The 22,471-nt window shown below is 44.0% G+C and carries 22 protein-coding genes; 9 read left to right on the plus strand and 13 right to left on the minus strand.

The window, feature by feature from the left end:
- The 3 genes from ACX0G7_RS24955 to xylA all read left to right on the plus strand — a co-directional run.
- On the plus strand, positions 1-1,324 hold a 1,324-nt coding region (locus ACX0G7_RS24955; RefSeq protein WP_458926261.1), incomplete at its 5' end, for a sodium:solute symporter family transporter.
- Between the two features lie 10 nt (positions 1,325-1,334).
- The gene (locus ACX0G7_RS24960) at positions 1,335-2,822 is read left to right on the plus strand and encodes a xylulokinase (RefSeq protein WP_458926262.1); all 1,488 of its coding nucleotides are present in this window, start codon (positions 1,335-1,337) and stop codon (positions 2,820-2,822) included.
- A gap of 10 nt (positions 2,823-2,832) precedes the next feature.
- Entirely contained in the window at positions 2,833-4,161 is a 1,329-nt protein-coding gene (gene xylA / locus ACX0G7_RS24965; protein WP_458926263.1) for a xylose isomerase, read from the plus strand.
- A gap of 142 nt (positions 4,162-4,303) precedes the next feature.
- On the opposite strand, the gene ACX0G7_RS24970 is transcribed toward xylA, so the two are convergent.
- Positions 4,304-5,398 carry a serine hydrolase domain-containing protein gene (locus ACX0G7_RS24970; protein WP_458926264.1) on the minus strand — a complete coding sequence of 365 codons (1,095 nt, stop codon included), beginning with the start codon at positions 5,396-5,398 and terminating at the stop codon, positions 4,304-4,306.
- A gap of 35 nt (positions 5,399-5,433) precedes the next feature.
- On the opposite strand from ACX0G7_RS24970, the gene clpB reads away from it, so the two are divergent.
- Entirely contained in the window at positions 5,434-8,052 is a 2,619-nt protein-coding gene (clpB, locus tag ACX0G7_RS24975) for an ATP-dependent chaperone ClpB (RefSeq protein WP_458926265.1), read from the plus strand.
- Between the two features lie 31 nt (positions 8,053-8,083).
- Positions 8,084-8,656: a DsbA family protein gene (locus ACX0G7_RS24980; protein ID WP_458926266.1), complete on the plus strand. Its 573-nt coding sequence runs from the start codon at positions 8,084-8,086 to the stop codon at positions 8,654-8,656.
- Between the two features lie 600 nt (positions 8,657-9,256).
- Here the strand turns inward: ACX0G7_RS24980 and ACX0G7_RS24985 are convergent.
- On the minus strand, positions 9,257-9,577 hold the full coding sequence (locus ACX0G7_RS24985; protein WP_458926267.1) for a hypothetical protein: 321 nt from the start codon (positions 9,575-9,577) through the stop codon (positions 9,257-9,259).
- 519 nt (positions 9,578-10,096) lie between these two features.
- Here ACX0G7_RS24985 and ACX0G7_RS24990 point away from each other — a divergent pair.
- Positions 10,097-11,137 carry a hypothetical protein gene (locus tag ACX0G7_RS24990; RefSeq protein WP_458926268.1) on the plus strand — a complete coding sequence of 347 codons (1,041 nt, stop codon included), beginning with the start codon at positions 10,097-10,099 and terminating at the stop codon, positions 11,135-11,137.
- A 171-nt stretch (positions 11,138-11,308) separates the two neighbouring features.
- On the opposite strand, the gene ACX0G7_RS24995 is transcribed toward ACX0G7_RS24990, so the two are convergent.
- The gene (locus ACX0G7_RS24995) at positions 11,309-13,114 is read right to left on the minus strand and encodes a M61 family metallopeptidase (protein ID WP_458926269.1); all 1,806 of its coding nucleotides are present in this window, start codon (positions 13,112-13,114) and stop codon (positions 11,309-11,311) included.
- A gap of 66 nt (positions 13,115-13,180) precedes the next feature.
- Here ACX0G7_RS24995 and ACX0G7_RS25000 point away from each other — a divergent pair, with 66 nt between their 5' ends.
- Entirely contained in the window at positions 13,181-13,657 is a 477-nt protein-coding gene (locus ACX0G7_RS25000) for a nucleoside deaminase (protein WP_458926270.1), read from the plus strand.
- Positions 13,658-13,740: 83 nt separating this feature from the next.
- On the opposite strand, the gene ACX0G7_RS25005 is transcribed toward ACX0G7_RS25000, so the two are convergent.
- Together ACX0G7_RS25005 and ACX0G7_RS25010 are read right to left on the minus strand one after the other, a co-directional pair.
- Positions 13,741-14,100, minus strand: coding sequence for a hypothetical protein (locus tag ACX0G7_RS25005; protein ID WP_458926271.1), 360 nt, complete (start codon positions 14,098-14,100; stop codon positions 13,741-13,743).
- Positions 14,101-14,111: 11 nt separating this feature from the next.
- On the minus strand, positions 14,112-14,681 hold the full coding sequence (locus tag ACX0G7_RS25010) for an RNA polymerase sigma factor (RefSeq protein ID WP_458926272.1): 570 nt from the start codon (positions 14,679-14,681) through the stop codon (positions 14,112-14,114).
- A gap of 234 nt (positions 14,682-14,915) precedes the next feature.
- Between ACX0G7_RS25010 and ACX0G7_RS25015 the strand changes: the two genes are divergently transcribed.
- Positions 14,916-15,680, plus strand: coding sequence for a C40 family peptidase (locus ACX0G7_RS25015; protein ID WP_458926273.1), 765 nt, complete (start codon positions 14,916-14,918; stop codon positions 15,678-15,680).
- Between the two features lie 7 nt (positions 15,681-15,687).
- Here the strand turns inward: ACX0G7_RS25015 and ACX0G7_RS25020 are convergent, their stop codons facing one another.
- The 4 genes from ACX0G7_RS25020 to ACX0G7_RS25035 all read right to left on the minus strand — a co-directional run bounded on the left by ACX0G7_RS25020 (position 15,688) and on the right by ACX0G7_RS25035 (position 18,532).
- The gene (locus tag ACX0G7_RS25020; RefSeq protein ID WP_458926274.1) at positions 15,688-16,233 is read right to left on the minus strand and encodes an inorganic diphosphatase; all 546 of its coding nucleotides are present in this window, start codon (positions 16,231-16,233) and stop codon (positions 15,688-15,690) included.
- A 58-nt stretch (positions 16,234-16,291) separates the two neighbouring features.
- On the minus strand, positions 16,292-16,687 hold the full coding sequence (locus ACX0G7_RS25025; RefSeq protein ID WP_458926275.1) for a hypothetical protein: 396 nt from the start codon (positions 16,685-16,687) through the stop codon (positions 16,292-16,294).
- 49 nt (positions 16,688-16,736) lie between these two features.
- A complete protein-coding gene (locus ACX0G7_RS25030) occupies positions 16,737-17,768 on the minus strand; it encodes a PhoH family protein (protein ID WP_458926276.1) in 1,032 nt (343 codons plus the stop codon).
- Positions 17,769-18,010: 242 nt separating this feature from the next.
- Positions 18,011-18,532 (minus strand): YdeI/OmpD-associated family protein, encoded by a 522-nt coding sequence (locus ACX0G7_RS25035; protein ID WP_458926277.1) that lies wholly within the window; start codon positions 18,530-18,532, stop codon positions 18,011-18,013.
- Between the two features lie 256 nt (positions 18,533-18,788).
- Here ACX0G7_RS25035 and ACX0G7_RS25040 point away from each other — a divergent pair, with 256 nt between their 5' ends.
- On the plus strand, positions 18,789-20,084 hold the full coding sequence (locus ACX0G7_RS25040) for a flavin monoamine oxidase family protein (protein ID WP_458926278.1): 1,296 nt from the start codon (positions 18,789-18,791) through the stop codon (positions 20,082-20,084).
- A 57-nt stretch (positions 20,085-20,141) separates the two neighbouring features.
- On the opposite strand, the gene ACX0G7_RS25045 is transcribed toward ACX0G7_RS25040, so the two are convergent.
- The 4 genes from ACX0G7_RS25045 to ACX0G7_RS25060 all read right to left on the minus strand — a co-directional run bounded on the left by ACX0G7_RS25045 (position 20,142) and on the right by ACX0G7_RS25060 (position 22,444).
- Positions 20,142-20,918 carry an EcsC family protein gene (locus tag ACX0G7_RS25045; RefSeq protein WP_458926279.1) on the minus strand — a complete coding sequence of 259 codons (777 nt, stop codon included), beginning with the start codon at positions 20,916-20,918 and terminating at the stop codon, positions 20,142-20,144.
- On the minus strand, positions 20,911-21,180 hold the full coding sequence (locus ACX0G7_RS25050; protein ID WP_458926280.1) for a hypothetical protein: 270 nt from the start codon (positions 21,178-21,180) through the stop codon (positions 20,911-20,913). Before ACX0G7_RS25050 ends, ACX0G7_RS25045 begins: the two co-directional genes overlap by 8 nt.
- A gap of 223 nt (positions 21,181-21,403) precedes the next feature.
- Positions 21,404-21,982, minus strand: coding sequence for a porin family protein (locus tag ACX0G7_RS25055; protein ID WP_458926281.1), 579 nt, complete (start codon positions 21,980-21,982; stop codon positions 21,404-21,406).
- A 132-nt stretch (positions 21,983-22,114) separates the two neighbouring features.
- Positions 22,115-22,444, minus strand: coding sequence for a hypothetical protein (locus ACX0G7_RS25060; RefSeq protein WP_458926282.1), 330 nt, complete (start codon positions 22,442-22,444; stop codon positions 22,115-22,117).
- Between the last annotated feature and the right edge of the window lie 27 nt (positions 22,445-22,471).

Genomic DNA, 22,471 nt, shown 5'->3' on the forward strand with positions numbered 1-22,471 from the left:
GGCCATATTCTGGTTATTTCTTTATGTGGTTGTGAACCTGATGTCCATCCTGTACCTCGGTGCGCTGGCTGTGAGTGGAATCTCCGGGGTTGACCTCAATGTCTGTATGATTGGTCTCGCCATCTTTGCTATTTTCATTACGCTTGGTGGTATGAAGGTGATCGGATACACAGATGTTATCCAGGTATTTTTCCTGATCCTTGGCGGTCTTGTGGCAACATACCTGGCTTTGAACCTGCTGGTGGACACTACCGGTGGCGATTACAGCATGGGACGCGCAATGGAAGGGTTAGGCATTATGCGCCGCGAAGCGGACGATCATTTTCATATGATCTTGAAAAAAGACAACCCTAATTACCTTGACCTGCCAGGTATCACCGTTTTGGTGGGTGGTATGTGGATCACTAACCTGAATTACTGGGGTTGCAACCAGTATATAACTCAGCGTGCCCTCGGTGCAGATCTGAAAACCGCAAGAAGCGGGATACTTTTCGCCGCTTACCTGAAGCTCCTGATGCCGGTAATAGTAGTGTTGCCAGGTATTGCGGTGTACATACTTAATCAGAAAGGATATTTTACCGGTGGCGAATTACTTGATTCGAAAGGAACACTTGCCGTTGATAAAGCTTATCCAACATTGCTTAACCTTTTGCCCACAGGTTTGAAGGGACTTGCCTTTGCAGCGCTGACCGCAGCAATTGTAGCTTCGCTTGCCGGAAAGGCCAATAGTATAGCCACCATTTTTTCCCTTGATATTTATAAGAAAGTAATTAATAAGGATGCGGACGACCATAAACTGGTGAATGTCGGAAAAGTGGCGGTGGTGATCTCTATGATAATGGCAATGATCCTGTCTTTTGTTGTGGGGGAGAAATTAATGGGAGAGGGCAAACAGGGCTTCCAGTATATACAGGAGTACACTGGCTTTGTAAGCCCGGGTATCTTTGCGATGTTTCTCCTCGGATTTTTCTGGAAGAAAACTACATCCAATGCGGCGCTTTTTGCAACTGTCGGCGGATTTATATTTTCAATGATCTTTAAATTCCTGCCTTATTTTGGAGACCTTAGTGCTTTGTCTCCTTATGGGTTTGCACAGCGGAACGGAGGCGGAGTTTATGAAATCCCGTTCCTCGACAGGATGGGATTTGTATTTGTCCTTTGTGTGATTGGAATGGTGATCATTAGCCTGTACGAGCATAAAAAAGGCTTAAAAACGAATGGCCTGGAGATCGATGCGAAGATGTTCAAACTCGATAAAGGCTTTGCCGTCGGAACCATCATTGTTCTCGCAATACTAACAACACTATACACAATCTTCTGGTAAACGTTTGCATGTGAAATATACATTAGGATTTGATATTGGATCATCGTCTGTAAAAGCCGCACTGCTTGAATTAGCGACAGGTAAAACTGTAGCCAGTGCATTTTCCCCTGCAAATGAAATGCTGATATCCGCACCCAGGCAGGGTTTTGCTGAACAGGACCCGGAGATCTGGTGGAATGAATTGATTGCTGCCACACAAAAAGTAAGATCGCAGGTGAATTTTAAGGGTGATGAAATTGCCGGTATAGGTATTTCGTACCAGATGCACGGACTCGTTTGCGTCGACAAGGAAGGAAAGGTATTGAGACCTTCGATAATATGGTGCGACAGCCGCGCGGTTGAGACCGGTAACCAGGCTTTTGAAGAATTAGGACATGAGTACTGCCTGAAGAGGTTTCTGAATTCCCCCGGAAATTTCACAGCTTCGAAACTCAAATGGGTGAAAGAAAATGAACCGGAACTGTATGATCGGATTGACAAGATCATGTTACCGGGTGATTTCATTGCGATGAGACTAACCGGCGAAGGAGCCACTACAGTATCTGGTTTGTCTGAAGGAATTTTCTGGAATTTCCCTGAAAAAACACTGGCCAAAGAACTCTTAAAGTATTATGGAATTGATGAAAATAAAATAGCGCGCCTTGTCCCAACTTTCGGAGAACAGGGCAGGGTTACAGCAGAGGCTGCTGAGCTGCTTGGTCTTAAAGCGGGTACACCGGTTTGTTATCGCGCAGGCGACCAACCCAATAATGCCTACTCACTTAATGTGCTTAACCCAGGTGAGGTTGCGGCAACAGCAGGAACCTCAGGAGTAATCTATGGCGTAATAGACCAGGTGAATTACGATCCACGTTCAAGGGTCAACAACTTTGTGCATGTCAACCATTCGGATGAGCATCCACGTTATGGCGTTTTGTTATGTGTTAATGGCACCGGTAGTCTCAACAGTTGGCTGCGCCGCAACTTTTTTTCCGGAATGTCTTATGACCAGTTAAATGATGAAGTTTCCCGCTCACCTGTTGGCTCTGACGGAGTAAGGTTCTATCCTTTCGGTAACGGAGCGGAAAGAGTTTTAGAAAACAAAGACCCCGGCGCCGGCCTCCAGGGTGTTCAGTTCAACAGGCACGATCGCACACATATAGCCCGTTCAGCGCAGGAAGGTATCGTGTTCGCTTTGAGATATGGTATGGAAGTTATGGAGGGGATGGGCCTGGGTATGAAAACGATCAGGGCAGGATACGCAAATATGTTTTTGAGCGATGTTTTTGCAACCACTTTCTCCAATACCACGGGATGTGATATTGAATTATACAACACAGATGGCGCAACAGGTGCAGCCCGCGCCGCCGGGGTAGGTTGCGGCGCATTCAGGTCCTTTGCAGAAAGTTTCCGCGGAATGGAGGTAGTCAAAAGAATCGAACCGACCAAAGCGCTTCAATCATCAAATATTGCAGCTTACGAATACTGGAAATCAGGTTTATCAGCATACACGATATAAATTAAAATTTATGAGTATCACATTAGGTAGCAAAGAGTACTTTAAAGGAATTGGCAAGATTGGTTTTGAAGGACCAGAATCAGACAACCCCCTTGCCTTTAAATGGTACGATGAAAACAGGGTTGTTGGAGGCAAAACGATGAAAGAACATTTGAGATTTGCCGTAGCATACTGGCACTCGTTCTGTAATGCAGGCGCCGATCCGTTTGGTCCGGGTACCAAACTCTTCCCCTGGGATGCGTCGCCGGATGCCGATCAAAGAGCAAAGGATAAAATGGATGCCGCTTTTGAATTTATCACGAAGCTGGGCGTTCCCTATTATTGTTTTCATGACACGGACCTGGTTGATGAAGGCAACACAATCGACGAGTATGAAAAGCGCATGGGCAACATCGTTAGTTATGCCAAAGAAAAACAAAAATCAAGTGGTGTTAAATTGTTATGGGGAACGGCAAACGTATTTTCCAATCCGCGTTACATGAACGGGGCTTCAACCAATCCTGATTTTCATGCTCTTTCCTACGCGGCAACACAGGTAAAAAATGCCATCGACGCAACAATTGCACTTGGTGGTGAAAACTATGTTTTCTGGGGTGGACGCGAAGGCTATATGTCTTTGCTTAACACAGACATGAAGCGGGAGGTGGATCATCTTGGCAGGTTCCTTGGTATGGCGCGCGACTATGCACGTAAACAAGGGTTTAAAGGAGTGTTCTTTATTGAACCAAAGCCATGTGAACCAACCAAACACCAGTACGATTATGATAGTGCCACTGTGATCGGTTTTCTACGTCATTACGGGCTGGACAAAGACTTTAAAATAAACGCCGAAGTGAACCATGCCACACTTGCCGGGCATACCTTTCAGCATGAATTGCAGGTTGCGGCCGATGCGGGTATGCTGGGAAGTATTGATGCTAACCGCGGCGATTACCAGAATGGATGGGACACTGACCAGTTCCCCAATAACATCAACGACCTCGTAGAAGCGATGCTCGTGATCCAGGAAGCCGGCGGATTTGGCGGAGGCGGTATAAATTTCGATGCCAAACTCAGAAGAAATTCGACTGACCATGAAGATCTGTTCTACGCCCATATCGGCGGTATGGATATTTTTGCAAGGGCACTTGTTATAGCCGATAATATTCTTACGAAGTCAGCTTATAAAAAATTCCGCAAGGACAGGTATTCATCTTTTGACACCGGCAAAGGAAAAGAATTCGAGACGGGCAAATTATCACTCGAGGACCTGCGCGAGTTTGCTATCGCGAATGGAGAAGTGAAGTTGCAGAGTGGAAGGCAGGAATGGTTGGAGAATATCATCAATCAGTATATCTGATCATCCTGATTTACGGTAATATTTATAATGCATATACTGGCTGGTTCATTCAATTGAACCAGCCTTTTTTTCAATTGGGCCAGCCCTTTTGTAGAACACAATGGCTTATTTACTTTTTGTGCAATGCGCCGCCCTTGTTAAGTCAGAAACAGGTCGACTTGACCTGCTCATCAATCGCAGCTTTAAGATCAAGGTAGATCCTTTGTGGTATATCATCAGCCGCGTTTTTCACAAAAATGATTGCAGCATATTTGCGACACTTGTCTACCACAGCCCAGGTTCCGGTGGAACCGGGAAATCCAATAACTGTAGCTTTTTCTTCAGAGTCCTTAGCTTCAATCCAGTTGCCTAGTCCGAATTCAAAGCCCGCTGCCTCGGCAGGTTTAAAGGCCACCGGGAGGCCGGCAAATTGTTGCTTCTGCATTTCCTGCAATGCATTCTCACTTAAAATTTGTTTGCCTTCGAACTTGCCGTTATTCAGGATCATTACCAGGAAGTTCAGGTAATCATTTGCTGAAGATCTTGCTCCCAGGGCGGGATTGATGGCGCCACCGTTATCATCAGTAAAAGTGGTAGCACGCATTTTCAATGGCCGCGTGATTCTTTCCTGTGCCAGACGGTCAAAACTTTTTTTACCAATCACTTCCACTACACGGGCAGCTATATTTATTCCGAGGTTGCCGTAATGAAATTCTTTTTCTGGATTGTTGGAAATTTCCCTGGCAGCGATCGCATTTACTTCTTCTTCGAGGGTGGCAAATTTTTTTCGGCCGCCGATGAGCTTACTGATTTTACCCTTTTCAGACTCGATACCAGTGGTGTTGGACAAACAATGCCGGATTGTAAGATAACCCTTTGCGTAACGCGTAAAAATTGGTAAATATTTAGCCACCGGGTCGTCCAGCTTAAGTTTGCCCTGGTCAACAAAGGTCATGATGGTTGCTGCTGCGATCCACTGACTTGCACTCGCTACGGGTGCGGCGGTTTTTGCAGTGAAACCTTCACCGATCTCCTGTTTATAGATGAGTGAATCGTCTTTAAATACGAGCGTTACAGCATTGTTTCCAAGTTGCTTTTGGGATCGTTTGAGCTGATCGGTAAGGTCCGTAAAATCGTATTGACTGCTGGCTGGCAGCCAGAATAGCATAAACAGGCAGACGAGCCTGCATATCAGACAGGTGAAACTCAATTTTCGTGACATACTTGCCGGGGGATCGGTTTGGAGTAGCATTTGCATTTAAAAATACTTGTAAAAAGCAATAACTGAAGCGTATGAATCCAAATAATTTCACAATTAAGGCACAGGAAATTATTGCGCAGTCTCAACAGATTGCGTACAATAATGGCAATCCTAGTATTGAATCCGAACATATATTAAAAGCGTTACTCACTAACGAGGACTCGCCCGTCGAGTTTCTGTTGAAGAAAAACAACATAAACCCGGCATTCCTGGAGAGTAAAATCGATGAGAGTATCGCCCGTTTACCTAAGTCGGATACCGGCACCGCAGCTCAGACTCTAAGCCGTGATGCCAACAATGTGCTGTTGAAGGCAGGTACCCTGCTAAAGCAATTCGGCGATGAGTTTGTCAGTGTGGAGCACCTGTTGCTGGCCATTTTGCTGAACAACGACAATACCGGGAAGTTGTTGAAAGATGCCGGTGCAACCGAAAAGGGATTAATTACCGCAATCAAGGATCTCAGGAAGGGTTCCACCATTTCATCCCAGACTCAGGAGACCCAGCACAATGCGCTGAATAAGTTCGCTAAGAACCTCAATGAAATGGCGAGGGCCGGAAAGCTGGACCCCGTGATAGGTCGTGATGAAGAGATCAGGAGAACCTTACACATCCTGTCGCGCCGCAGTAAGAACAACCCGATATTGGTGGGAGAACCCGGTGTTGGTAAAACCGCTATTGCTGAAGGACTTGCCCATAGGATTGTGAATGGGGACGTACCCGAAAACCTGAAGTCCAAAACCATTTATGCGCTGGATATGGGGCTTCTGATCGCAGGAGCAAAATATAAAGGAGAGTTTGAAGAAAGGTTAAAAGGCGTAATCAAGGAAGTTGCGGGCAGTGATGGCGAAATCATCCTGTTTATTGACGAGATCCACACGCTTGTTGGCGCAGGTGGCGGAGAAGGTGCAATGGATGCAGCAAACATCCTCAAACCAGCACTGGCACGCGGCGAACTAAGAGCGATAGGAGCCACAACCCTGAATGAGTTTCAGAAGTTTTTTGAAAAAGATAAGGCCCTCGAAAGAAGGTTCCAGCGGGTTATGATAGATGAACCCTCCATTGAAGATGCCGTTTCCATCTTGAGGGGCCTTAAGGAGAGATACGAAACCTACCATCATGTCAGGATCAAGGATGACGCAATTATTGCGGCCGTTGAATTATCTCAACGGTATATGACCGAGCGCTTCCTGCCAGATAAAGCCATCGACCTGATCGATGAAAGTGCAGCCAAACTCAGGCTTGAGATGAATTCAATGCCTGAAGAGTTGGATAAGCTCGAACGCAGTATTCGTCAGCTGGAAATTGAGCGTGAAGCCATTAAGAGGGAAAATGATGAGGCAAAACTTAAGGAGCTTGGAATTGAGATCGGTAACCTTAGTGTTCAACGCGATACCCTGAAAGCGAAATGGCTCCAGGAAAAGGAACTGGTTGAGAAAATACAGAGCTCAAAAGCGAATATCGAGCAGTTGAAACAGGAAGCGGAACAAGCCGAAAGAAATGGCGATTATGGCCGTGTGGCAGAGATCCGGTATGGAAAAGTGAAGGAAACCGAGGCGAAAATGCAGGAATTAACCGCCCAACTTGGCCAGTTATCTGAAAAAAGATTGTTAAAAGAAGAAGTGGATGCTGAAGATATCGCCCAGTCAGTCGCCAAAGCTACCGGAATACCGGTATCAAAAATGCTTAAAGGCGAGCGGGAAAAGCTTTTGCATTTGGAGGACGAATTACATAAAAGAGTAGTTGGACAAGAAGAGGCTATCGTTGCGGTGGCTGATGCTATCCGTCGTAGCCGTGCCGGTTTGCAGGATCCTAAGCGCCCGATTGGATCGTTTATCTTCCTGGGAACCACGGGAGTAGGTAAAACCGAACTTGCCCGCGCCCTGGCAGAATACCTGTTTGATGATGAGGGGATGCTTACCCGGATCGACATGAGCGAGTACCAGGAGAAACATTCTGTGAGCCGTCTGGTTGGTGCTCCTCCGGGATATGTTGGATATGATGAAGGCGGCCAATTGACCGAAGCAGTGAGGAGAAAGCCTTATTCTGTGGTCCTTTTGGACGAAATCGAAAAGGCGCATCCTGACGTTTTTAATGTATTATTGCAGGTATTGGACGACGGAAGACTGACCGACGGAAAGGGTAGGGTAGTCAATTTTAAGAATACCATCATTATTATGACAAGTAATATGGGCAGCCATATTATCCAAAGTAATTTTGAAGATGTGAACGAAATGAACATTGAAGATGTTGTAGATAATACACGTCGGGAAGTTCTGGAACTGTTACGCCAGACGATCCGGCCGGAGTTTCTGAACCGTATTGACGAGGTGATCATGTTCCAGCCTTTGCTGAAAAAAGATATCAAGGGTATCATTTCGATTCAATTGCAGCATCTGAAAGACCTGGTAGCGAAAAACGGAATACAAATAACGTTTAGTGAATATGCGATTGATTATCTCGCAGAAAACGGTTTCGATCCCCAGTTTGGCGCCCGTCCATTAAAAAGGCTGATTCAAAAACAAGTCGTTAACCAGCTGAGTAAGAAAATACTTGCCGGCGAGGTCGACAGATCCCAACAGGTGCTTATTGATGTATTCGACGGAGTTGTTGTATTCAGGAATGAAGCAGCGGAAATCGAAAAACACACATAAGCAAAAATTTAAAGACAAAACAGAAGAAAATATGCCACCAAAAGCAAAGGTTATCGTAGAGGTTATCCCGCCCAAGAACATAATCACGGGAAACCCTGATGCACCTGTCACACTGGTTGAATTCGGAGATTATGAAAGCGAAGCCTGCGCAAAGGCCAATGAAGTTGTAAAGCAACTGATGGATAAGTATGAAGATAAGATGAACTTCAATTTCAGGCACTTCCCGCTTACGCAGGTTTACCAGCGTTCCATGAAAGCGGCTGAGGCGGCGGTTGCAGCCTCCCAGGAAGGAAAGTTCTGGGAAATGCATAATATCATTTTTGCCCAGCGTCGTAACCTGGGACTGACCAGCCTGAAAGTGCATTCTAAAGAAGCAGGGGTTACCAATAAAAAGTTTCTTGAGGAACTGATGAACTCAACATATGGCTGGCATGTTCGTAACGACCTGTTAGAGGGTCTGGATATGGGTGTGAGGGATGTTCCTACTTTCTTTATCAATGGGGAACCCTTTGCCGGTAAGCCGACGCTCGAGAACCTGAGTAAGGGTATCGACGCAGCGCTTAAAATTTCGAAGAAGAAACCAGCCGCGAAACAAAGGGCCTAAATCGCCATTTGTTTGCCGGTTGCCGGTTGCCGATGGGACCGCAAGGTTTGTAAATTGAAAGGTTGCTAGGCTTGTTTGTCCCCTCAAGATTGCAAGTTTTGCGTTTTATAGGAAGCGGCAGGGTTTGTGTTTCAGCCGAAACTGGAGCTTTGAGCTTTACCAGAAAGATGCAACATTTGAGTCTTATAGGAAGTTGCAGGGTTTGTGTTTCACCGGAAGGATGCAAGGTTTGTGTTTTCTAGGAAGCAGCAGGGTTCGTGTTTCAGCCGAAAGTCGGGCTTTGAGTTTCACCAGAAGTATGCAAGGTTAGAGTTTGTTGGTTAGATATTCCTGACAGACGCAAGCGCCGGAGCAATCAAAACGCTGAAAGGGGTAGACTATCTTTTACATAATTCTTTCAAAATAATTGAAGGTTGTCTTTTAAGACAGCCTTTTTTCTTTTGACAAAGACTCAGTTGGGTAAACTATGTCGTGCAGCCAACCATAACGGATAAACCATCCCCTGTTGGGCGATCACCACCATTCCGAGGTACGCTTCCCGAACGAAAAAAGCCGATGTAGAAACACCGGCCGTTGGTTTGGTATTATAAGAAAAAGTCTTCAGTTTTTCCGTTCCGACAATTTTATAGTAACAGGCTTTCCTGCAGCCCTGATTACAATTCTTTGTTTTTCAAAATCATTGTGTTCGATGACTAATACAAGTGGCAGAGGTTGCCAGGTCTTCAGGGAGAAGTTACCGTTGCTGATGGAAAGGGTTTCTTCTTCCCCCGCAACAACATAAACATACGCATTGCTGATCCCCTCGTTTGCTGTCCCGATGATTTTCCCCGTCACCGTCTTCTGCTGGTTGGTAATAACAGAACGCTCAAATGATGTCAATACGGTCATAGCCAACAAAGCAGCTGGTAGAAGTTTTTTCATATTAAAAAGAATAACAAACAGGGAAATATTGGTATCAGTTGCAATACTAAGAATAATCTAATAGTCTACCAAATGTGTAGACTAAATTTTATGGATACCTTAGCAAATGCCGGCTTGGTGAATTACCGGCTTCTACCCAGAAACCATGTGTTTCTCATGAATTGATCTTTTGGTATTAAAATTGACTAGCCTTTAGTAGCTGCAGGACCTGGTTGTTCAATTTGCAGGATCTTGGTCTTCGTTTTGCAGGACCGTAATATTTCAGACTCGCAGCATTTGTTGAAGCCTTAACTGTATCCTGAGATGATCACTATTTTGAAAAACAGATAGAGAAAAGTATTTACTGGTGTGTATTAGAGTGGTTCTTTTTCATCAATTAGGATTTGCGATACTATCTTGCGGCGAATAAATATCAGCCTGCTTGAAATAAATACAGGCCGATCCCGTTTTTTCAAAAATTAATTCATGTACATAATGGATTGTGTGACATCAGCTAAACAATTAAACAGAATAAGCCCCGTGAAATTTTTCAGATCTATAGCACTGATGGCAGTGATCTCGACAGCATCGTCATGTTTTTCAACAAATGCAGATGTAGTCGCAAGTCCGGGTACCGGCAATCCAAAAGATACACTGCCACCGTCCGAAGTAGCAGAGACTGTTGTTGCCGCACCTTCATACCTCGACACGCTTCTTTACGACAAGTTAACCACTCATATCACCAATAAGGATTCATCTGGCAAATGGCCGGTTAAGGCGGACTATCCATTACCAGGCGCAATTTTACCATTTAAGAGGATCATTGCTTATTACGGTAACCTGTATTCGACCAGGATGGGAATACTTGGAGAATTGCCTGAAAAAGAAATGCTTGAAAAGCTCCAGGGTGAAGTAAAGAAATGGCAGGCAGCGGATTCGGCACTTGAAGTTGTTCCTGCATTGCATTATATAGCAATAACTGCCCAGGGAAGCCCTGGAAAAGGCAATAAGTACAGGTTAAGGATGCCCTTCAACCAGATCGACAAGGTACTGGCCATGGCAGAAAAGATCAATGCCCTGGTGTTCATTGACATCCAGGTTGGTTTGAGCACGCTCCAGGAAGAATTGCCTGAATTTGAAAAGTATCTCAAGATGCCACATGTTCATTTTGGAATTGATCCTGAATTTTCTATGAAAGGCGGACAGGCTCCCGGCAAAGTGGTAGGCACCTTCGATGCTGCGGATATCAACTATACCACGGATTACCTTGCTAAACTGGTAAAGGAACACAACCTGCCTCCTAAGATCCTGGTGGTACACAGATTCACTCAGAAAATGGTTACCAACTATCAGCAGATCAAGAAACGTCCGGAAGTGCAGATTGTGATGGACATGGATGGCTGGGGACACCAGGCCCGTAAAATCAACACTTATCGCCAGTTCATTCATAAAGAACCGGTACAGTTTACCGGGTTTAAATTATTCTATAAAAATGACCTGAGGGAAGCAAACAGTCATGTAATGACGCCTGCTGAAATTCTCAAACTGAAGCCCCAACCGGTTTATATTCAGTATCAATAATTTTCGTCTGATCGTTCTCAGCTAATAATCATCATCAGCTCATCATCACCCGTTAATTACTAACCACGATATATCATGATGGCATCCCTGGTAAGGATGCCATCGTTATTTTGATTTGATCAGCCTGCCACACGCAGGAAACCCACCATCCACGTCTGTCTTGCTATCGAACTATTTTTCTCCCCTCCATTTTTTTCTGAATTCAATGATTTCAGGTGTTAGTTTGATATTCTCTTTTTCGTAAGTTCTCACAGTATAGGACGGGTTCTCACTGAAAACAATTTCTCCGCTTATTATTTTATCCCTGTGTTGGTATTGTATATTCACCTTGTCACCCGGTTTGTGGGCTTCTATCACACTTCTCAGATCACTTTGTGTGGTGATCTTTTTACCATCAAGTTCAATGATCTTGTCGTCTGCATCGAGTCCTGCCTCGTACAATGGCGTACCGGCAATTGTTGCCCCGTTCAGCGACAGATCCTGCCTATATGCCACGTTGCCTAACCACGCAGTCCCTTTCCCTGGTTGCGTAAGTTTCAAACCTGCCTTTTCAAGTAACGGGGCATAATTGAAAGATTCATGTCCGGTGATATACCGGCTAAAAAACTCAGCGGCGAAGGTTTTATCTTTTGTGACTTCGGCAAGAACCGATTCGAGACCTGAAACTGTATATGGTTGCTCTTTAACACCAAACCGTTTCCACACGCCCTGCATAAAGATATCAAGGCTTGATCTGAACCTTGAACGCAGCTCAAGGTCCAGGGCCAGCGCGATGGAGGCGCCATAGGGATAATATGACGTGTACATGTTGGCGTAATTGTTTTTGTCAATCGATACACCCGCATCCACAAAAACAGCATGGCGACTCATTTCAACCGGAGAGAAACGTTTTGCACCGGCGGTATTTTCCTTGGTATTGACAAGAGAACTGAGCGTTCCGGTATATTCTTCAATGCCACGGAACCCAGAACGTTGCAACAGCAGCTCGCCATAATATTGAGTGAACCCTTCTGCGAACCATAGTTCATTACTCATATTGCTTTTCTCAAAGTTGAAAGGTTCCAATGTTTTTGGCCTTATCCTTTCAACATTCCAGGCATGAAAAAACTCGTGGGCAAATACTGATGGAGCTGAGTTCCCGGTGAACTGTCCCGGAATGTTTATGACCGTGGAGTTCCGGTGTTCCATACCGTCGCCTTTTACATAGGAATTTATACCGCTCAGAAAGGTATAAGTGTTATAATCAAAGGCCGGTAACTCACCAAAAACCGCCTGGGCCTGGCTGGTAATTTTGGCAATGTTCCTGGCAAACCTTTCGACCGAGCTATCATTAGCAGTGGCTTCCAGGGCCAGTCTGAAGGTATAAGTTTTTTTATCAGGGTTAGCCTGGGTCCATTCCTTCCAGTGCAGTTCTCCAATGCTGACCGGTGAATCCATAAGGTACTGAAAATCGCGGGCGCTGAAGAAGGTGGAGTCAGGACCAGGCTTCAGCTGGGTGGCGATGGTCCAGGCTTTTCCGGGCGGCAGATTAAATTTTACGTCTATCGGTGATTTGTCAGCACCTTTCAACCATAAAAAAGTAGCCGGGGCATTGAGATGTATACTGGCAGGATCGATGCCTGCATAGGTGCCGTCAGGATGATTCGCAAACAGTGTATAATCAACTCTTACATAACCGTCATGCCGCGGGACCTCGTAAACGTCCCCATCAATTCGGTTTATGGTAATCTGTTTGCCGGTTTTATCAAATGCCCTGACATCATAAATATTTTTGCCAAATTCATGGGTGGCATAACGGCCGGGAGAAGACCGGCTCATGCGGAAGATGGCGTTTTTCTGCACCAGGCCCGATACTGTCAGGCTGATCGCTGCCTCATGATGACTTATGTTTGGGAACGATACGATATAACTGATCTTTTGAGCAAAAACATAGAAATTGGTGACAACAAATAAAACCAGGAGCGAAAATTTTTTCATGCAATTAGTTTGGGGTTGATGTATAACCGGAGATACGATACGTAAATTTGATGTAAATTAACGTACATGGATGACCCTCGTAAAAAATTTATGGCCATGGCCATTGATCTTGCCAGGCAGGGAATGAACTCCGGCGTTGGAGGCCCTTTTGGCTGTGTCATTGTCAAAGATGATACCGTAATTGCACGGGGAATGAATTCAGTTACTTCAACAAATGACCCGACGGCCCATGCGGAAGTAGTGGCCATACGCAAGGCTTGTTCACAACTGGGCACGTACCAATTGACGGGCTGCGATCTTTATACCTCCTGTGAGCCATGCCCCATGTGCCTTGGAGCGATCTATTGGGCCAGGCCAGATAATGTGTATTATGCCTGTACCCGCCATGATGCCGCAGATGCCGGCTTTGATGATCATTTTATCTATGATCAGCTTCAAACGGCAATTGAGCTCAGAAAGATACCGATGGCAAACATCGAAAGAATGAGTTCAACCGAGGTTTTCGAAGAATGGAAAAAGAAAGAAAACAAAGAAAAATATTAAGCATCACCAGTCGATAAAGTAATTAAGCAACACCATTCGATCAAGTGAAAAACTTAGTGACTCATATGGTTGGAATTACATCGTCATTTCATCAATTGATGAATAATCAGGTATCCGATCACAACAAAAAGAAGAATAAGAAAAATGGTAAGATACATCCACGGACTTTCTTTGATCTTTTTTCTATCCCTACGTGATTTTTTCTTTTCAATATACTTGTTAAGTTCCTTGTTTAGCTGGTCAACATAAAGCTGGAGATCTTTCTTATCATCAAACTTTTGTAATCCTTCAATTGCTTCATTAGCGAAATCGTTCTCGTTCATCCAGGTTTCAACTTCATGTTTCTCATGTTCGGGCAATTTGCCACTGAGATAATCCATGAGTTTCTGGTTATCTATATCTTTATTACTGTTTGATAATATTTTTAAAAGATCGTTACTCATGGTTCATATCATCACTGACTCATTTTTTTTTGTAGCAATAATTTAAGATTTCTTTTCCCATTCTGAATATAACTTTTCACCTGCAGGAGGCTGAAGGTCGTCTGATCAGTTATTTGTTGATACGACTTCTTTTCAAGGTAGAACAAAGTTAAGCAGAGTTGTTGTTCCTTACTCAATTCTTTGAGGCTCTCATTCATCAGCTCAAGCTGCCGGTTTTTTTCAATATGAAGCGAAAGGGAGAGATCTTCAGCCGGCGCGATAGCCATCTGCTCTTTAATTTCCGTGATCACAATATGCTGCCGGTCGCGCAATTTCATCAGGCAGTGGTTTTTAGCAACCATGTAGAGCCAGGACTTGAAATATTCGACCTTGTATTTGTGTAATTCGGTTATGGCCTTCAAAAAAATCTGCTGTACACTGTCCTTGGCTTCTTCCTCATTTTTAAGGTATTTCATTCCAACACCCAAAAGCAACAGCGTATACCGTTGAAACAATATACCCAGCCAGTAATTGTCGCGATCCCGGTAAAAATTTTCGAGAAGTTCCTGGTCGCTGATATGTGCATTCGGGTCTTTACTCACCTGTTGAAAATAGTCAATTTTTGTTCAAATAGGAACGGGTTACCCCTCATCAGTAAGATGCATTGCGCAAAAGATTTCATAATTTTCAGCGGTTTTATTTTCAAGGTGCCATCATTCACGCGAGGCTGGCGATTTTCAGCATCAAGTAACGTTTGGCCGGTGCACTGCAAATAAAAGATGTGGGTAGACGTTATGTTGGGTTTAATTGAATCACTATTATATTAAAAGGTTATTATGATACCAGGAATTTGCTGTGTACCTGTTAGTCCGATGCGTGCAGAACCTTCACATCGTGCAGAGATGGTCAGTCAACAGGTTTTTGGCGAGCAGTGCCTCATCCTGGAAGAAGGGAAAGACAACTGGATAAAGATCAGGTGTAATTATGACGGCTATGAAGGATGGTGTCAACATGGACACGTCTCAGAGTTGGAAGGCCCCATCAATGCACCAGCTATGCTTACAGGTGATTGGGAGACTGAAATTAACTTTAACGGTATTCCCATGCGTGTGCCATTAGGCTCTCAAATACCAGGGCTTGTAAACGGAAAAGCAAGCTGGGCTGATCAGTTGATTATGTTCAGCGGCTCATTGATAGATCCTTCTTCGCTGCCATTTGAAGATGAAAAGATCCGTGAGGTTGGATTTTCGTTTTTTAACACAAGTTATCTCTGGGGTGGAAAAAGCATATTTGGAATCGATTGCAGCGGATTTTGCCAGACGGTGTACAAATTCTTCAACAAACCGATTCTAAGAGATGCGTCCCAACAGGCCACCCAGGGCGAAATAGTAGGGTTTTTACAGGAAGCACAATGCGGCGACCTGGCCTTTTTTGATAATCCTGAGGGCCGCATTACCCATGTTGGGATTTTACTCAATGAAAGCGAAATTTTGCATTCCTCTGTCAAAGTACGAATTGACCGGATCGATAATATGGGAATAATAAATAAAGAAACTGGTGAGCGGACCCACCAGTTGCGAATTATAAAACGATATCGTTAAGCACCTTTTATTTTTTGCCAAACACTTCTTTATAGTAATTAATGGCGTCGTTAATGATCTTAAGTGCGGTTGCCTTGCCCTGGAACTCTTCAACCACTACTGTTTTATTTTCCAGTTTTTTATACTCTTCAAAGAAGTGACGGAGTTCGTCGAAAAAGTGTTTGGGTAGTTCTTCAATATCATTGTAGTGTTTAACACTTGGGTCATTAGCAGCAACTGCAATGATCTTATCATCAGCGTCGCCACCGTCGATCATACCCATAACCCCAATCACTTTCGCGTCCATAAGGCACAGCGCCTGGACAGGTAACGAAGTCAGCACCATTATATCAAGTGGATCCTTATCGTAACCATATGTCTGCGGGATGAATCCGTAATTGCATGGATAATAGAAGGAGGAGTAGATCACCCTATCCAGTTTCAGTAACCCGCTCGCTTTATCAATTTCATATTTACAACGGGAGCCTTGTGGAATTTCTATTATAGCATTCACAACTTCCGGTGCATTTTCGCCATAGGGTACCCCATGCCAGGGATGAGAGACAGTCATCATATAAGTGATTTTGTTTATTTTGTGGATGCAAAGTAAATCAAAAAACCAACGATCACTGTCACATTTTTATGATAGACTTCAGGTCAACCACCCAGTCTGAGTTTACCCTGACTATGCGAAGCGTTGTAGTATCCTTGTCATGGTGGGTATTATAGTACTTATAAAGGGTAACCGAATCGTTAACCGGTTTTATCTCCACTGGCCTGATAGACGATTCCCTGAACTTGTTTTTTTCTTTTCCGCTTAACTGGTTATAATTTGCCTCCTGCTGTTTAAGCAGCAGAAGGTTAGTGGTATCCTGGAGCAGGTAAAATTTGGCTTTGTCATGTTCACCATCGAGCGTGGCCCGGATGAATTCCCGGCCGGCATCCTGTGCATCTTCAGCTTTGGGATAACGCCCTTGTCCGCCACATGCCGTGAGAATGGCCAATAAAATTACCGCTGTTCTTTTCATCCTTATTATCTATTTAGTCATCCTTCCCCTGCTAAACGAATGTCAGGGTTTATGCTTCTTTTGCCGGATTTGCTCCTGCACTGGCGGTCCTGTCTTTATAGCTTTTCCATTGTTGTGGCTCCGGATCATTCACCTTGTCTTTATCATAAGCCCGTATTATCGCTTTAACGAGGCGGTGACGCACTACATCCTCTTCATCCAGTTCGATATGAGCAATTCCATCGATATTCTTTAGAATCCTGACGGCTTTCTCCAATCCGCTCCGTTGGTTCTTTGGAAGATCAACCTGTGTAAGGTCACCGGTAATGATTGCTTTCGCATTGGAGCCAATACGGGTAAGGAACATTTTAATCTGCAGATCGGTAGCATTTTGTGCCTCATCGAGGATGATGAATGCATGATCCAGGGTCCGGCCACGCATATAAGCAAGCGGGGCGATCTCAATAACCCGGGTACTCATATAATAACCAAGTTTGTCGGCCGGAATCATATCATCGAGGGCGTCATATAAAGGACGGAGATACGGGTCAATTTTTTCTTTCAGATCACCCGGCAAAAATCCAAGACTTTCTCCGGCCTCGACTGCGGGCCTTGTAAGAATTATCTTTTTAACCTGCTTATTTTTTAACGCGCGTACGGCTAATGCGACCGCGGTATATGTTTTACCGGTACCTGCGGGCCCGATAGCAAAAAGTACATCATTTTTATCGGCGAACTGAACCATTTTCTTTTGGTTCACCGTGCGGGCTCTTACGGTTTTTCCGTGAGGCCCAAAAACAAGAATGTCATTAGGATTGCGGTCAACGAAGTTGTCAACAGTTTCAGCATCATCGCCGCCCAGGATCTGTTCAAAATAATTCTCGCTCATATGCCCGTTTTTTTCCAGGTACTGAACGATCAAACCTATCTTATCTTTTGCTGAACCAACCTGTTCCTGCGAGCCGCTTAATTTGAGCTGAGTTCCGCGGGAAAGTATTTTTAATAAGGGAAATTTCTTTTTTAGTATATCTAGTTTGCCATTGTTAACACCGAAAAATTCAATAGGGTTAACCGTCTCGAGGTTGATTATAGTTTCTGTCAATTTCAGGTTGTTTAAGTTCAGGAATAACCTGGTCTCCACTTCAAAGACCTTCTATCCAAATATAATTAAATGAGATACGCTTTCAAAGTTACTTATTCACAAACTGTGGATAGAATTATCGCATCTAAATTTTGGTTAATAATTGCCGTATAATTTCAAAGTCAAGGATTTGCGTATCTGTAACTTAACAGATTAACTATTGATGTCATCAGTTGATGGCAATGCTTCTCGTGCAGACCCTATCAATGCTTCTCATCGCTGCTTTTGAGAGATCTTATGAGTTGCCCGTAATCCCAGTTCCTTAACATGGCAGTAATGGTATGCGCTATTCGCTTAGCACGGGTATTATCGGTTTTTGCGCTCTCCACCCAGTTACTGAAATAGCGCTGATGCGATTGCGACAAAGCTGAAAATGTTTTCCAGGCATCAGGTTCTTCTTTCAGGCATTGAACAAGGTCAGCATCAAGGGGTGGTTTCGATTGTTCCGCTGCAATCCTGACCTTTATCTTTGCCCCGGCTTGTTTTCTGAGGTGCTTTCGCATGGTGGCATTGATCGGCATAATGAAATCACCCTCTCCGGTAGGTAATAACGCAACCTGTGAAATTTTGTACTCATCCAGCTGACCAAATACACGGAAGGTGGTTTTTACTCCTGGCTTTATTTTGTCGGCGGTATCAGCATTCACCCTTATAAAGGTCCAGTTGGTTTTATCACCGTTTTTATCATACTTCATCATCGTCGTTGTGAATTCAACACAAACCATACTTGTTTTTTTATCGTTTCAATACAATTGTCGGACAGAATTCGTAATATAGTACAATCAATTGGCGATGTTGCAGTTGTATATAAGTTTCTACATTTACGCGAGGTCTGTCTTCTTCAAACCCTTAGCTCCGGATGGCAAACATTTGGTGTGGTATTTAAGACCAAGTTCGTAAAAATCTGTGGCCACACCGGCCACGTTTCAAATAAATAATTTTTTTGTAGAACTAAGCGTCGTTGACTAATTCATATCTACTATGAGCAAAGATATCATCATCATAGGCGCAGGTGCAAGCGGGCTGATGGCCGCAACACAACTTTCAGAAAAGGGAATGGATGTTTTAATTCTTGAAGCCGATGACAGGATAGGCGGTAGAATCAACACAGTTACTGATCCTGCCTTTCCCGTGCCGTTGGAATTGGGAGCAGAATTTATTCACGGTGATCTGCCGGTTACGCTGGCATTGCTTGATGAAGCCGGAATAAAATACGAACCGGATACGGACACAATGATTAAAATTAAAAACAACAAATGGAACACTACTGAAGATTTTATAGATGGATGGGATGAGATGATTGAGAAGATGAAAACGGTTAAGATTGACATGTCACTTCGATCTTTCCTTGACCTTTATTACAAGGACAAAAAATATGACGAACTGAAAAAAGAAGTAATCAGGTTTGCTGAAGGCTTTGACCTTGCAGATGTAAACCTGGTGAGTATGCAGTTCCTCTTAAATGAATGGAAACAGGACCACGCGGAGCAATATAGAATTCCAGCGGGTTACAGCCAGTTGACAAAATACCTTGCCCGCAAAATAAATGAGAACGGTGGTAAGGTAATGACCGGCGTAGCAGTTGAAAAGATTGAATGGAAGCAAAACGAAGTATCGGTTAAAACCTCCGGGGGAAAAGTATATAATGCCAGGAAGGTGATCATCACAGTACCTATAGGTATTATTCAACGGATAAACAATGTAACCCAGGTGATTGAATTCAATCCATCTATCACCGGGTTGTTGAAAAACACGAAGTATATAGGCTTCGGATCGGTCGTTAAGTATTTCGGATTGTTTGATAATTTCTTTTCTTCAGAATTGTCTAAACCAGCGATGATTATTTCAGACAAAAAAATTCCGACCTGGTGGCTGAGGTTTCATAAGGACCAGGTGATGTTAACAGGCTGGTTGGGTGGCCCCTCTGCAATACGCAATGCAGGGAAAAGCCAGGATGTTTATAAGGAACAGATGCTTGAATCTTTGGCTTCGATGTTTAACGTGGATAAAAGTGAGCTTGAAAAGAGGCTGATCGCCTCACGTGCTGTTAACTGGATAGATAACCCTTTTTCTTTCGGAGCCTATAGTTATGAGATGGTGGGTTCTAAAGAGATCAAGAAAACGCTCCGTCAGCCAATAGCGGGTACCGTTTATTTTGCTGGAGAAGGTTTGCATGAAGGTGATGCGCCGGGAACGGTGGAATCTGCATTGGTCAATGGGAAAGAAGTAGCTGCAAGGCTGATGGCAACCTGGCAATTTAATAATGTACAGCGTTAACGGGAATGTGCAGCGTTATCGGGGATGAATGTTCCAACTAACTAAAGCTTCATAAAATCATCCGGGGAGTTTGCCCTGATCCAGTAATCGCATACGGTAAGCCATCATAGCCGTTTTACCTAACTTTTTTATCAGCCGGTTATTTACTATGACTCCTACGGGAGCCCCGATTACGGGAATAAGCTGTGCCATCTTCGCGAGATCGATATAGTCGCGATATTCCTGCTGAAATGTTCTCCAATCAAATTCATTGATATCTGCAGGAAGTTTTTTTACATGGTTATCCCAGTCCTGCATCTGTAGAAAGCAGGTCTTTCGTTGTTGTTCACTGCAGAATGCGAGTTGAAAAATATGCAGTATATACAGCCGCTCTTTGTAATTGCTTACCTCGAAGCCGTAAGCCGCGGCAATTTCGAACAGCAACTTTATTTTAATGCCGATAAGCAGGGGAAAATCAGCCAGGCCAAGCAAAATACCTCCCGCTCCGGTAAGTCCACCTTCAACGGCTGCTGTTTTGCGATAAAAATCGATTTTTTCGCGGACGATTGTTTCCTTCTCTTCAAAGGAGGAATTTACCAGTCCCGCAGGACTGGTAAATTCTGCACCAAACAAAACCCCGCGGATCATTTGTTTGATCACGGTTGTTATGCCCTGGTGTATCTTTTCAGGAATGTAACTATTTATCTTCGTCTGCAGCTTTTTGGCCAGGCCGTTAAAAAAACCCGGGCTCCTGAGCATCTCACGCTGCCAGGCTTTCAGCTCCCTGAGTATATTCTTTTGATTATCGGTGTCCAATGGCGATTGTTGCAAAAGTGGGAACGCCGGTTCAGACATTCTTCATTTCTTCTTCAATAAGCTCATTCAATTTTGATTCATTTTTCCATATCCACTCAGGAAGCTGTTTTTCGACAATTTTCCAAACATTTTCTTCCTTTTGCATATGAAAAATAATACGGTTACCGCGATCATCACTTACATCTACCGTGAAGACGCCTTCCTGCGGACCGTTTTGTTTCCTGAAATTAAATTCCCTGAGTCTTCCATCTGCCTTCACTAACCTGGTGAATTGAATATTCTTTATAAATTTTATCTGCATGTTAAACTATTATAAGATGAACGATATCAATTTCTATGCTACATTTTTGCAAAATATTCCCAAAGTGCAGTACACACGAACTTCACAAGGAAATAATCAGCTATTCAGGTATTGCAAATCTACGAATAGATATACAATCCTGACCATAGTTTTCCGGCTGTTAAAAAGAAAAATGGGAGCCATCCCGGGCTCCCACAAGTTAAGTTGACAGCCAGGGCCAGCTTTACTTTTTATTATTAAACAGCGTATAAAATACAAAAAACTGAAGAGTGCTGTTTTTGAAGTCAGGATTTGCGGTACTTGCATCAAAATTCCCCACTTTGGAGAGCCCGGCATTGTAACGAGCCCCGATACCCAGTCCTATCGGGCTGTGGTAACCAATTCCTGCCGCGATGGACAGATCAAGATCCTCAGCAAAATTTTCGATGGTGTTATCAGGGATGCTTTCATCCAGTTTAAAGCCGACCTGTGGGCCTGCCTCGATATAAAATCCACCTGTGAACCGGTATTTTGCCAGAACAGGGAGGGTGATGTAAGAGACCTTGAATTTTTCTTCATTGTTGCTGACACCTTTGATCTTGGCGCCCTGGGCCGAAAACAGCGCTTCCGGCTGTATGGAAAAATGATCGCCCAGCATTAATCCTACTATAATGCCTCCATGGAAGCCAACGATGGCTGAGTTTTCAAAATCCCCACCAGTGTAGTTGCTGATATTCACCCCGCCTTTAACACCAAGTTGGAAATCCTGCGAAAATGCTGCTGCGGAAGCAAGCATTGAAACGGCAAATAGAAGTGTTTTCATAATTTTCTTTTGTGGTTTTATGTTTTGTTTTCCTTTGTGGTTTTATGTTTTGTGTATTTTACTGGTCTGCTGTAGTTTGTTGATTTGAGATGCTTCTGAATTTTTTGGTGTGGGAAGGTTTTGAAATGATTTTCAGTAATTGCTTCGTCCGGAAGGATCATTATCCAACCGGTCTTTCTCCCGGCTGAGCGCATCATCCTGGTCATGGGAATCGATGGCCTCTGTGCCTTCGAAAGCAGATGCAGAACCATCGGAGGAAATTTCGTCTCCGGTTGTTTCTGCTTGTTCGCCACCATTTGTTTCCACGGGTTCTTCATACCCTGCGATGCCAGGCGGGTGACCTGATATGTCGGATCCCCCGGGCCTTTTTTCAACTGTGGAATCGTCCACCCCCGATATGGGACTATCAGTCTTTTGTTTCGGTAATTTTTGAGATCCGGGCTTGGTTTCGTTTCCTGACATGTGGCACGAAGAATAAAAATCGTGCCC

This window comes from Flavitalea antarctica (assembly GCF_054461535.1).